Below are 12,578 nucleotides of genomic sequence, written 5' to 3'. Positions count from 1 at the left end.
GGGCTCAGTTTTTTTTAAGAAAAAACCCGTTAAGTCGGCATAAGCCTTGCTAATTAAATATCGTATACGAAATTCTAATAATGTTTGATCTGTCAACCTACTCAACGACGAGGCTGCACATGAAAAGAACAACACTCGCTATGGCTCTCACCGCTGCTCTGTGCAGCGCTGTGGCAGGCACCGCTCAGGCCGACAAGCTCGACGATATCATCAGCTCCGGTACCCTGCGCTGTGCGGTAACCCTGGACTTCCCACCGATGGGTTCGCGCAACGAAGCCAACGAGCCGGTCGGCTTTGACGTCGACTACTGCAACGACTTGGCCAAAGTGCTGGGCGTGGATGCGGAAATCGTCGAGACGCCATTCCCCGATCGCATTCCAGCACTGGTATCGAACCGTGCTGACATCATCGTCGCGTCCACCTCCGACACCCTGGAGCGGGCCAAGACCGTTGCCCTGACCATCCCCTACTTCGCCTTCCAAATGGTCGTGCTGACCCGCGAAGACACCGGCATCACTAAATTCGAAGACCTCAAAGGCAAGAAGCTGGGCAACACCAGTGGCACCTTTGAAGCCATTGCCTTGGAGCAGTCGGTGAAGGATTGGGGCGAAGGCAGCTTCCGCGCTTATCAGTCGCAGAACGACACCATCCTCGCCGTGGCCCAGGGTCATATCGACGCCACCGTGGTGACCAACACCGTCGCCGCCGCAACCATCAAATCGGGCAAATACAAAGGCCTGAAAGTCGCCGGTAACTCGCCTTATGTCGTCGACTACGTGTCGCTGGCCGCCAAGCGCAGCGAGTACGGTCTGATTAACTACCTCAACCTGTTCGTCAACCAGCAAGTGCGCACTGGCCGCTACCAAGAGTTGTGGAAGAAATGGGTGGGCGAGGAAATCAAACCCGCTGATCTGACCGTACCTGGCGTGTACTACTAAGCGCGGCGCGGGAGCTGGCGATGAGCAGCATTATCCAAGGTCGTAAGCTGGCCGCTGGCAGTGGCCAGGGCGTGCTGCTGCACACCGACCTGGGGTTGAGCTTCTGGGGCGGCGTGGATGCCCAGACGTCTGTGGTCATCGACCAGCACCATCCGCTGTGCGGCCAAGCCATCGCCGGCCGGGTGCTGGCGGTGCCCAACGGCCGCGGCTCCTGCACCGGTAGCAGCACCTTGCTGCAACTGATTCTGGGCGGCGTGGCGCCAGCAGCGCTGGTGCTCGCCGAGCCAGACAAAATTCTCAGCCTCGGCGCCTTGATCGCCGAGCATGTATTCGGCATCCAACTGCCGGTGCTGTGCATCGGCCAACAAGCCTTTGCCGCGCTGGCGCAGCATGCTGGGCAACGCGTCAAAGTCAGCGCCGACTGCCTGCTGCTCGACCCGCAACTGGCGGTGCCAGCGGCCCCTAACAGCCAGCCCGTGGCAGCCCTGACACTCAGCGCTGCCGACCACGCCATGCTCGCCGGCGAGCAGGGCCGCGCCAAACAGGTGGCGATGCAGCTGGTGGTGAAGATGGCCGAGCTGTACGACGCCGAACAGTTGCTGGATGTCAGCCAGGCGCATATCGACGGCTGCATCTATACCGGCGCGGCCAGCGTGCGCTTCGCCCAGCAGTTGGTCGACTGGGGCGCCAAGGTCTGCGTGCCGACCACGCTTAACTCGATTTCCGTGGATCAGCGGCAGTGGCGCAGCCTCGGCATCGCCGCCGAGTTCGGCGAGCCGGCCAGCACCTTGGGCGATCTGTATATGGCCATGGGCGCGAGCTTAAGCTTCACCTGCGCGCCCTATCTGCTCGACAGCGCGCCAGCCTTTGGCGAGCAGATCGTCTGGGCCGAATCCAACGCAGTGACCTACGCCAACAGCGTGCTCGGCGCACGCACCCTGAAGTACCCGGACTTTCTCGATATCTGCATCGCCATCTGTGGCCGCGCGCCGGATACCGGCAGCCATCAGGCCGCCGGACGCCACGCCACGGTGCTGATCGAAGTACAGCTGGACGAAGCCATCGACGACAGCTTCTGGCCGCTGCTCGGCTACCACGTGGGCCTGCTCAGCAATATCGACATTCCGCTGCTCATGGGCCTGGCGCACAGCGCGCCGAGCCTGGATGACCTGAAAGCCTTTAGCGCGGCGTTCGCCACCACCTCGGCGGCGCCGATGTTCCATATCCACGGCGTCACCCCGGAGGCTCCCGACGCGCCCAGCGCCTTGGGCGGCCAGGCGCCGCTGCGCCATTACCGCCTTAGCAGCGGCGACCTGCTGCCCAGTTGGCAGGAGCTCAATAGCGCGCGCAGCAGCGACGTCAGTTTGGTCGCCATCGGCAACCCGCATTGCTCGCTGAGCGAATTAGGCCAACTGGCCCAGCTCTGTCAGGGCCGCCGTTGCCACCCCGACAGTGCCTTAGTCATCACCTGCGGGCGCACGGTGTATCAACAGGCCGAAGCCGCCGGTTATATCGCCACCCTGCAAGCCTTCGGCGCTTGCCTGATCAACGACACCTGCTGGTGCATGTTGGGGGAACCGGTGGTGCCCGTGGGCAGCCGCAACCTGATGACCAACTCCGGCAAATACGCCCATTACGCCCCCGGCCTGGCCGGGCGCGCGGTGCACTTTGGCCACTTAGCTGCCTGTATCGAAGCGGCCTGTAGCGGCCACAACCACGCCCAACCGCCAGCCTGGCTGGTGCAACCTCAATCCTTAGGAGATCGCTAAGCGATGCTTGATTACTCCTTCCACTGGCGCCAGGCATTCCGAGCCTTGCCCGAGATGCTCTCCGGGGCCTGGGTGACTCTGGAGACCGCCGCGCTGACGATGATCTTAGGCACTCTGATTGCCTTACTGCTGACGGTCATGCGCCAGTTGCGTAACCCATTCTTACGTCACTTCGCCAACACCTGGGTATCGATTGCCCGCAACACGCCTTCGCTGTTTCAGATTTACATCCTCTACTTTGGCCTTGGCACCTTGGGCCTGCATGTCAGCTCGTGGTTTGCCCTGGTCGCCGGGATCACTTTTAACAACGCCGGTTACCTGGCCGAGAACTTCCGTGGTGGCCTTAAAGCCGTGCCGGACACGCAGATGCGCGCCGCCCGCTCACTGGGCATGAGCGCCTTCCAGGCCTACCGCATGATCATCTTTCCGCAACTGCTGCGCATCGTCTTCCACCCGCTCTCCAACCAGATGGTCTGGGCGGTGCTGATGACCTCCCTGGGCGTAGTCGTGGGCCTCAACAACGACCTCACCGGTGTCACCCAAGAGCTCAATGTGAAGACCTTCCGCACCTTTGAATTCTTCGCCATTGCGGCGGTGCTGTACTACCTGATCTCCAAAACCATCGTCATCGTCGCCCGGCTCCTGGCCTGGCGCCTGTTCCGTTACTAAGGGAGGACTGACCATGTTCGAAACCAGCTTCTCTTATAACGACCTGCTGTTCATGCTCAAGGGCGCTTGGGTCACCCTCCAGCTCACCGCCGGCGCCATGCTGATTGGCACCCTGGCCGGGGTGGTGTTAGGCGTACTGCGGGCCATTTGGCCACGCGCCACCTTGCCCGTGGCGTGGGTGCTGGATGTGTTTCGCAGCGTGCCGCTGCTGATTCAATTCGTCCTGTTCAACGCCCTGAACAGCATCATTGGCTTGGGCTTTAGCGCCTTCACCGTCGGCTGCGTCGTGCTGGGGGTTTACGCCACCGCGTTCTGCACCGAGATCGTCTTAAGCGGCGTCTTGGCAGTGCCGCCTAACCTGCGCCGCGCTTCCCGTTCGCTGGGCATGAGCTACCTGCAGGACCTGCGTTATATCGTCCTGCCGATGGCCTCGCGCGTGGCCTTCCCCGGCTGGCTCAACCTGGTGTTGTCGGTGATGAAGGACAGCGCCCTGGTCATGTGGATCGGCATCGTCGAGCTGCTGCGCGCCTCGCAAACCATCGTCACACGCATTCAAGAGCCGCTGCTGGTGCTGTGCATTGCCGGCCTTATTTACTACGTCATGAGTCTGGTGGTGGCCCAACTGGGTGATCGCCTGGAGAAAAGGTGGCAGGAAAATGATTGAGATTAACAACGTCCATAAATCCTTCGGCGACCTCGAGGTCATCAAGGGCGTTAGCCTGACGGTGAACAAGGGCGAAGTGGTGTCGATCATCGGCGGCTCGGGCTCGGGCAAATCCACCTTGCTGATGTGCATCAACGGCCTCGAGTCGATCCAGCAAGGCAGCATCCGCGTCGATGGCCAGGAAGTGCACTCCAGCAGCACCGACCTGAACAAACTGCGGCAGAAAATCGGCATCGTGTTCCAGCAGTGGAATGCCTTCCCGCACCTCACCGTGCTGGAAAACGTCATGCTCGCGCCGCGCAAAGTGCTCGGCTTAAGCAAGCAGGAAGCCGAAGCCATCGCCGTCACGCAGCTGCAACACGTAGGCCTGGGCGACAAGCTCAAAGTGTTCCCCGGCAAGCTCTCCGGCGGCCAGCAACAGCGCATGGCGATTGCCCGCGCGCTGGCGATGAACCCCGACTACATGCTGTTTGACGAGGCCACCAGCGCCCTCGATCCGCAGCTGGTGGGCGAGGTACTGGACACCATGCGCAAACTCGCCGAAGACGGCATGACCATGGTTCTGGTGACCCACGAAATCCGCTTTGCCCGCGATGTTTCGGACCGCGTGGCGTTCTTCCGCAACGGTCTGGTGCACGAAATCGGCGCGCCGGAACAAGTCATCGGCAATCCGCAAAAAGCGGAAACCGCCGACTTCTTAAAGTCTGTGCTGTAGGGACTGGCCATGCGCTCAAGCAAGCTTATTCATGTAGTCAGTTGCCATGCCGAAGGCGAAGTCGGCGACGTGATTGTCGGCGGTGTGCTGCCGCCACCGGGCGACAGTCTGTGGCAGCAATCACGCTGGATCGCCGAAGATCAGCAACTGCGCAACTTTATCCTGAATGAGCCACGCGGCGGCGTGTTCCGTCACGTCAACCTGCTGGTGCCGGCGAAAGATCCACGGGCGCAGATGGGCTGGATCATCATGGAGCCAGCCGACACGCCGCCGATGTCCGGCTCTAACTCGTTATGCGTGAGCACCGTGCTGCTGGAAAGCGGTTTGATCGCCATGACCGAGCCACAAACCCATATGGTCCTGGAAGCACCCGGCGGCCTGGTCGAGGTCATCGCCCAGTGTAAAGACGGCAAGGTGCTCAGCGTGGAGGTACAGAACGTGCCGTCCTTCGCTGACCAGTTGGACGTCATGCTGGAGGTCGAAGGTCTCGGCAGCATCAAGGTGGACACCGCCTACGGTGGCGACAGCTTCGTCATCGCCGATGCCCAGGCGTTGGGCTTTAGCCTGAGCGCCGATGAGGCGGCGGATTTAGTCGACGTCGGCATGCGCATCACCCAGGCGGCCAACCAGCAGTTGGGCTTTGTCCATCCGCTCAATCCAGACTGGGATCATCTGTCGTTCTGCCAGATCGCCGCGCCCGTGAGCCGCGTCGATGGCGTGCTGAGCGCAGCCAATGCGGTGGTCATCCGCCCCGGCAAGATCGACCGCTCGCCGTGCGGCACCGGCTGCTCAGCGCGCATGGCGGTGCTGCATGCCAAGGGCCAGATGCGCGCCGACGAGCGCTTTATTGGCCGCTCGATCATTGGCTCGGAGTTTCATTGCCGCATCGCCGGCCTGACCGAAGTCGCCGGGCGCCCAGCCATTCACCCTTGTCTGTCCGGCCGGGCGTGGATCACCGGCACCCATCAACACATGCTCGACCCTAGCGATCCGTGGCCGCAAGGCTATCGCCTGGCCGATACCTGGCCTAACGGTTAAGCCCAACCCAAGACTGATTAGCCGTACTGAAGTTTTTTAATCGGGCGCAGTTTGCCCACCACCAAGCGTATACGAAATACCTTTAACCTGGAGGTTTCCATGAGCAAACGAGTTAATTGGAGCGGTGTATTCCCCGCCGTTACCACCCAGTTCAACGCTGACTTCTCGATCAACCTGGAAGAGACCCACAAGGTCATCTCCAACGTCATCCGCGATGGCGTCTCGGGCCTGGTGGTCTGCGGCTCGGTGGGCGAAAACACTTCGCTGACCACCGAAGAAAAAATCGCCGTGACCGAAGTCGCTGTCGACGCTGCCAAAGGCCGCGTCCCGGTGATCTGCGGGGTGGCTGAGTTCACCAGCGTGGCCGCCGCGAAAACCGCCAACGCGGTGCGTAAAGTCGGGGTCGACGGCGTCATGCTGATGCCAGCCCTGGTGTACGGCTCCAAGCCTTACGAAACCGCCGAGCACTACCGCTACGTGGCGAAAAACGCCGACGTGCCGTTGATGGTGTACAACAACCCGCCAATCTACAAAAACGATGTCACCCCGGACATCCTCATCTCCCTGGCCGACTGCGACAACGTGGTGTGCTTCAAGGACAGCTCCGGCGACACCCGCCGCTTTATCGATGTGCGCAACGAAGTGGGCGACCGCTTTGTGCTGTTCGCCGGCCTCGATGACGTGGTGCTGGAAAGCCTGGCCGTGGGCGCCGAAGGTTGGGTCTCGGGGATGAGCAACGTGTTCCCCAAAGAAGGCGAAACCATCTTCCGTCTGTGCAAGGCCGGGCGCTTCGCCGAAGCCATGCCGATCTACGAATGGCTGATGCCGATCCTACACCTCGATGCCCGCGCCGACCTGGTGCAGTGCATCAAGCTGTGTGAAGCCATCGCCGGTCGCGGCAGCGAGCTGACCCGTCCGCCGCGCCTGCTGCTGCGTGGCGATGATCGGGCGCACGTCGAGGCGATCATGGCCAAGGCCCTGGCCAACCGTCCGCACCTGCCGGATGTCGGTCTGTAATGCCCCGTCTGGCCATGGGCAGGCGGCATAAGCCAGCCCATGGCCAATGATCTACCCGGCCTGCCGCGCTGCCTCGGTGTTGAGTCAGCGCGGGCGGGCCGTTGTTGTTTACCCCGCCAGGCCAGCCTGCCTGGTACGCACAGGAGCCCAGCATGTCCACCGACATCGGCCAGAACATTATCGCCGGGCGTTACAGCCCTAACGCCGGCGCCCTGCTTCAAAGTCTCGACGCCAGCAGCGGCGAAGCCTTGCCCTTCACTTTCGGCCAAGCCAGCGCCGCCCAGGTCGATGATGCCGCGCAAGCCGCAGCCGCCGCTTACCCGCTGTTTCGCAGCCTGAGCAGCACCCGCCGCGCTGAATTTCTTGACGCCGTGGCCGCGCAAATCGATGCCTTAGGCGATGACTTTGTCGCCATCGTCTGCCGCGAAACCGCCCTGCCCGCCGCCCGCATCCAAGGTGAACGGGGCCGCACCAGTGGCCAGATGCGTTTGTTCGCCCAGGTGCTGCGCCGTGGCGATTTCTACGGCGCACGCATCGACCGCGCCCTGCCTGAACGCCAGCCACTGCCGCGGCCGGATTTGCGCCAGTGCAGCATGGGCGTCGGCCCGGTGGCCGTATTTGGCGCCAGCAACTTCCCGCTGGCCTTCTCCACCGCCGGTGGCGACACCGCCGCGGCCTTTGCTGCCGGCTGCCCGGTGGTATTTAAGGCCCACAGCGGCCATATGGCCACCGCGGCTCTGGTGGCTGCCGCAATTCTGCGCGCCGCCGAGCAAACCGGCATGCCGGCTGGGGTGTTCAACATGATTTATGGTGCTGGCGTCGGTGAGGCGCTGGTCAAGCACCCGGCGATTCAGGCCGTGGGCTTTACCGGCTCGCTCAAAGGCGGCCGCGCCCTCTGTGACATGGCTGCGGCGCGGCCACAGCCGATCCCGGTATTTGCCGAGATGAGCTCGATCAACCCGGTGCTGGTGCTGCCCGCTGCGCTGCGCAGCCGTGGCGAGAAAATCGCCCGCGAACTGGCCGACTCGGTGGTGCAAGGCTGCGGCCAGTTCTGCACCAATCCAGGCCTGGTGCTGGGCATCAGCTCGCCCCAATTCAGCCTGTTTACCGCCAACCTGATCCACGAAATCAGCCAGCGCCCACCACAAACCATGCTCAATGCCGGCACCCTGAAGAGCTACGAAAAAGGCCTGGCGGCGCTGCACGCCCATGCCCAGGTCAAACACCTGGCCGGCCAAGCGCAAGAGGGCCAACAAGCGCGGCCGCAACTGTTCCAGGCCAATGTGCAGATGCTGATCGACGCCGATGAGTTGCTGCAGGAGGAAGTGTTTGGCCCGGTCACCGTGATCGTTGAAGTGGCCGATAAAGCCGAGCTGCTCAAGGCCCTAAGCGGTCTGCGCGGACAACTGACCGCCACCTTTACCGCCGATGCCGAGGACTTAAGCGAGTTCGCCGAAGTGCTGCCACTGCTCGAACAAAAGGTTGGCCGCGTGCTGTTTAACGGCTACCCGACCGGGGTTGAGGTGTGTGATGCAATGGTTCACGGCGGGCCTTATCCGGCGACTTCCGACGCCCGTGGCACCTCGGTGGGCAGCCTGGCCATCGCGCGTTTTCTGCGCCCGGTGTGCTACCAGAACTGCCCGGATGAGCTGCTCCCCGATGCCCTGAAAAACGCCAACCCGCTGGGCATTGCCCGTCTGGTCGATGGTCAGAGCAGTCGTGAGGCGCTGAGCTAAGCCTAGGATTAGGCCTCTGTCATAGGCGGCATAAGGCTCATAGCGCTTACGCCGCCTATGATTTATCAGCCTTAGCCGCGCAGGGCCAGCAGGTCCTGATAGAGGCTGTCGGCGATCTCCACCCCTTCCTGCAACGTCTTGGCGCGGGCGCTGTAACGGCGCTGCGACGGCAAGCGTGCGCCCTGGCCTTGGATGGCGGTAAACAACTGCTCCGCACGCTCTAGATGTTCATCCACCGCCGCGCCCAAAAAGCGTTGCGGGTCCAGCGCGATGATGAGTTCGCCGTGGTACGGCAAGGCCTTGCAGCCTTCATCCACGACACTGGACTCCAGACTGGTGAGGTCACCAATCAACGGCCCGGCGATCAGTTCGATCATCGCCGACAGCGCCGAGCCCTTGTGCCCGCCGAAGGTCAGCATGGCGCCGTGATCGAGCACCTCAGTGGCGTCGTTGCTTGGCTGACCAACACGGTCGACCCCCCAGCCGTCCGGCAGGGCTTTGCCCGAGCGCCGATGCAGCTCGATTTCGCCACGGGCCACGGCGCTGGTGGCGAAGTCGAAAATAAACGGCTGGCTGCCCTTGCGCGGCCAGCCAAAGGCCAACGGGTTGGTGCCGAACAACGGCCGGCTGCCGCCGGTGGGGGCCACGTAGGCTTGGGTCGGATTACAGGCCACGGCCACCAGACCTAAGTCGGTCAGGGCTTCCATCTCCACCCATAGCGCGGAGAAGTGCACACAGCGGTTGATCGCCATGGCGGCGATGCCATTGGCCTTGGCCTTCTCGGCCAACAGCGGCAAACCCACGTTAAAGGCTAATTGGGAGAAACCGCCACGGGCATCGACGCGCACGATGGACGGCGCCTGGTCGATCACCTCCGGGTCGGCGTCGGCGACCACCTTGCCTGCGCGCAAGGTCGCCACGATGCCCAGCAGGCGCCACAGCCCGTGGGAGGTACAGCCGTCGCGCTCGCCGGCGACCACGGTGGTGGCGATGGCTTGGACAAAGGCTTCGCTAAAGCCGGCGTGGCGCAGAATATCGCCGGCCAGTTGGTGCGCTTCGGGCAGAGACAAACGGGTCATAACAGGCTCCTTGCATTCGACCCGTTACAGTGCCGCGCCTGCTGCCCCTAGGCTTGATCACTTTGCCCGCTAGTTATGACGAATTCGGCATAACCCCGTTCAGTTCGCCAACCCCTCTAGGCGGCTGGACCCTGCACTGATTTTGCCGCCAATCAGCTCCGGGAAATCCCACAAATGCTCCTGCAAGCGGCGCTGCTCGGCATAGGTTTCAATCGCCCGGCGGTATTCCATGCGGCGTTGATCAATGACTTTACGGCGGTTTTGCTTAGCACTGGGGATGAATGCTTGGGTGTTTTCGGAGGAAACAGACATCGCGGCGACTCCCAACAGGTTGTAGGAGCCACAGCATCGACGCTGTAGATGACGGTTTGATTGCTGAGCAATACCGCTCAGCCAACCGCCTGCGCGGGTCAGTCTTCCGTGGTTTTGTGCGCTTTGGGCGACAGACGCAGGCTGCGCAAGCTGCGTTTAACGCTCTTGAGGTGATTGACCAAGCCCGGGCCACGGGCCATGGCCACGCCCATGGCGAGCACGTCGATCACCACCAAGTGAGCAATACGCGAGGTGAGCGGCGTATAGATCTCGGTATCTTCCTGCACGTCGATGGCCAGGTTGACCGTAGCCAGGTCGGCCAGCGGGGTTTGGCTCGGGCACAGGGTAATCAGCGTCGCGCCCGTTTCACGGACCAAGTTGGCGGTGATCAGCAGGTCCTTGGAGCGCCCCGACTGGGAAATGCAAATCGCCACGTCGGTGGGCTTCAGGGTCACCGCGCTCATGGCCTGCATATGCGGGTCGGAGTAAGCCGCAGCGGTGAGCAGCAAGCGGAAGAACTTGTGCTGGGCATCCGCCGCCACCGCGCCGGAGGCACCAAAGCCGTAGAACTCCACACGCTGGGCATTGGCGATGGCGCCAATGGCTTGCTGCAGGGCTTGGGTGTCAAGCTTCTCGCGCACTTCCATGAGGGTGTGCAAGGTGGTGTCGAAGATCTTCAGGCTGAAGTCAGCCACCGAATCATCTTCGTGGATCGCAAACTGACCGAAGCTGGCACCAGCGGCCAGGCTTTGCGCCAGCTTGAGCTTGAGATCCTGAAAACCACTGCAACCAATCGCCCGACAAAAACGCACGATGGTCGGCTCGCTGATGCCGACACTGTGGGCCAGCTCCGCCATGGAGCTGTGCATAACCGCAGCCGGATCAAGCAGCACGTGATCAGCGACTTTCAACTCAGATTTTCGCAGCAGGCTTCGCGATTGGGCGATGTGTTGCAACAGATTCACAAATTTAAGCTCTACATAAGTCAGACGAATGTCTGACAAGGTCAGACGAAACCCTCAAGCGTGCCGCATGGCTCACCTATCTGGGCTATGATCGGCGCACCACGGGATGTAGTGACTTTGTAGTTATACTACAAGGACGCGCGCCCCGCACGGCTAAACCGAGTTGGAGTTGTGCTCTTGAGTATCCCTTGCGACATGCTGGTGTTTGGCGGTACCGGCGATTTAGCCCTACATAAACTGCTGCCGGCGCTCTACCACCTGCATCGTGCCGGACGTCTGCATGCCGACACCCGCATACTTGCCCTGGCTCGCAGTCAGCAGAGCCGTAGCACCTACCAAGCACTGGCCGAACGCCACTGCCGCGCGCAAGTCGCTCGCAGCGAGTTCGACACTGACACCTGGGCCAGGTTCGCTGAGCGTTTGGATTATTTACCCATGGACGCCAGCCAAAGTGCCGACTTTGGCCGCTTGGGCAAGCACCTGGGGACGGCCCAAGACCGCGTGCGCATCTACTACTTGGCCACCGCGCCGAGCCTGTTTGAAGACATCGCCTCGCACCTGAAGATCGCCGGTCTGGCCGGGCCCAAAGCGCGCATCGTGCTGGAAAAGCCCATCGGCCATTCGCTGCAATCGGCGCAAGCGATCAATGCCGCCATCGGCGCGGTGTTTGATGAGTCGCGGGTGTTTCGCATCGATCACTACCTAGGCAAAGAGACGGTGCAGAACCTTATGGCCCTGCGCTTTGCCAATGCCCTGTTTGAGCCAGTGTGGCGCACCGGGCATATCGACCATGTGCAGATCAGCGTCGGCGAAACCCTAGGCGTGGAAAACCGTGGCAGCTATTACGACCAAGCCGGGGCGATGCGCGACATGGTGCAAAACCACCTGCTGCAACTGCTCTGTCTGGTGGCGATGGAAGCGCCAGTACGCTTTGATGCCGAGTCGGTGCGCAACGAGAAGGTGAAGATCCTCGAGGCGCTCAAGCCGATCACCGGCCTCGATGTGCAGGACCAGACCGTGCGCGGCCAATACACCGCCGGCAAGATCGGCGGTCAGGAAGTGCCGGCCTATTACTTCGAGCGCAACGTCGATAACGACAGCGACACCGAGACCTTTGTCGCGATCCAGGCGCAGATCAACAACTGGCGCTGGGCCGGCGTGCCGTTTTACCTGCGCACCGGCAAACGCCTGGCGCGCAAAACCTCGGAAATCCTGATCCAGTTCAAGCCCGTGCCGCACCAGTTATTCGGCAATGGCGAAGCCAACCGCCTGCTGATTCGCCTGCAACCGGAGGAGCGCATCAGCCTGCAACTGATGGGCAAAAGTCCGGGCAAGGGCATGCGCTTGCAGCCGGTGGAGCTGGATCTGAATCTGGCCGATGCGTTCCAGCAACAACGGCGCTGGGATGCTTACGAGCGCTTGCTGCTGGACGTGATTGAAGGCGACTCGACGCTGTTTATGCGCCGTGATGAAGTGGAGGCCGCGTGGCGTTGGGTCGATCCGATTATCCAGGGCTGGCACGACCACTACCAAAGCCCCCGGCCTTATGCCGCCGGCAGCAATGGCCCGGAACAGGCCGATAACTTGCTCGAGCGCCATGAACGGCATTGGGCTGAGCCGCAAGATCCGCAGTACTAAGCCAGGCCAGGCGGGTGCGGCGCTGCCCCGTCCAGCGG

General features: G+C 62.1%; 12 protein-coding genes. 9 read left to right on the top strand and 3 right to left on the bottom strand.

Translation table 11 applies throughout. The features are described 5' to 3' along the window. Positions 1-119 precede the first annotated feature (119 nt). From NTD81_RS18975 to NTD81_RS18940, 8 genes are all read left to right on the top strand, one after another. Positions 120-938 (top strand): transporter substrate-binding domain-containing protein, encoded by an 819-nt coding sequence (locus tag NTD81_RS18975; protein ID WP_410017181.1) that lies wholly within the window; start codon positions 120-122, stop codon positions 936-938. Positions 939-958: 20 nt separating this feature from the next. Further along, a complete protein-coding gene (locus NTD81_RS18970; RefSeq protein WP_262184298.1) occupies positions 959-2,707 on the top strand; it encodes an aconitase family protein in 1,749 nt (582 codons plus the stop codon). Between the two features lie 3 nt (positions 2,708-2,710). Then, complete coding sequence (locus tag NTD81_RS18965) at positions 2,711-3,376, top strand: amino acid ABC transporter permease (protein WP_262184297.1); 666 nt, start codon at positions 2,711-2,713, stop codon at positions 3,374-3,376. Positions 3,377-3,389: 13 nt separating this feature from the next. Then, the gene (locus NTD81_RS18960; protein ID WP_262184296.1) at positions 3,390-4,040 is read left to right on the top strand and encodes an amino acid ABC transporter permease; all 651 of its coding nucleotides are present in this window, start codon (positions 3,390-3,392) and stop codon (positions 4,038-4,040) included. Continuing rightward, a complete protein-coding gene (locus tag NTD81_RS18955) occupies positions 4,033-4,755 on the top strand; it encodes an amino acid ABC transporter ATP-binding protein (RefSeq protein ID WP_262184295.1) in 723 nt (240 codons plus the stop codon). The genes NTD81_RS18960 and NTD81_RS18955 overlap by 8 nt, the downstream gene beginning before the upstream one ends. A gap of 9 nt (positions 4,756-4,764) precedes the next feature. After that, positions 4,765-5,793: a trans-3-hydroxy-L-proline dehydratase gene (locus tag NTD81_RS18950; protein WP_262184294.1), complete on the top strand. Its 1,029-nt coding sequence runs from the start codon at positions 4,765-4,767 to the stop codon at positions 5,791-5,793. A 99-nt stretch (positions 5,794-5,892) separates the two neighbouring features. After that, complete coding sequence (locus NTD81_RS18945) at positions 5,893-6,810, top strand: dihydrodipicolinate synthase family protein (RefSeq protein ID WP_262184293.1); 918 nt, start codon at positions 5,893-5,895, stop codon at positions 6,808-6,810. A gap of 152 nt (positions 6,811-6,962) precedes the next feature. After that, the gene (locus NTD81_RS18940; protein ID WP_262184292.1) at positions 6,963-8,546 is read left to right on the top strand and encodes an aldehyde dehydrogenase (NADP(+)); all 1,584 of its coding nucleotides are present in this window, start codon (positions 6,963-6,965) and stop codon (positions 8,544-8,546) included. A 71-nt stretch (positions 8,547-8,617) separates the two neighbouring features. On the opposite strand, the gene NTD81_RS18935 is transcribed toward NTD81_RS18940, so the two are convergent. The 3 genes from NTD81_RS18935 to hexR all read right to left on the bottom strand — a co-directional run bounded on the left by NTD81_RS18935 (position 8,618) and on the right by hexR (position 10,902). Next, entirely contained in the window at positions 8,618-9,625 is a 1,008-nt protein-coding gene (locus NTD81_RS18935; RefSeq protein WP_262184291.1) for an Ldh family oxidoreductase, read from the bottom strand. Between the two features lie 99 nt (positions 9,626-9,724). After that, positions 9,725-9,937: a PA3496 family putative envelope integrity protein gene (locus NTD81_RS18930; protein ID WP_262184290.1), complete on the bottom strand. Its 213-nt coding sequence runs from the start codon at positions 9,935-9,937 to the stop codon at positions 9,725-9,727. A 98-nt stretch (positions 9,938-10,035) separates the two neighbouring features. Next, a complete protein-coding gene (gene hexR, locus NTD81_RS18925; RefSeq protein WP_262184289.1) occupies positions 10,036-10,902 on the bottom strand; it encodes a transcriptional regulator HexR in 867 nt (288 codons plus the stop codon). Between the two features lie 195 nt (positions 10,903-11,097). On the opposite strand from hexR, the gene zwf reads away from it, so the two are divergent. Next, complete coding sequence (zwf, locus tag NTD81_RS18920; protein WP_262184374.1) at positions 11,098-12,540, top strand: glucose-6-phosphate dehydrogenase; 1,443 nt, start codon at positions 11,098-11,100, stop codon at positions 12,538-12,540. Positions 12,541-12,578: the final 38 nt, after the last annotated feature.

Source organism: Pseudomonas sp. 5P_3.1_Bac2 (genome assembly GCF_025465995.1).
Classification (GTDB): Bacteria; Pseudomonadota; Gammaproteobacteria; order Pseudomonadales; family Pseudomonadaceae; genus Aquipseudomonas.
This window is presented reverse-complemented; position numbering and strand designations above follow the sequence as displayed.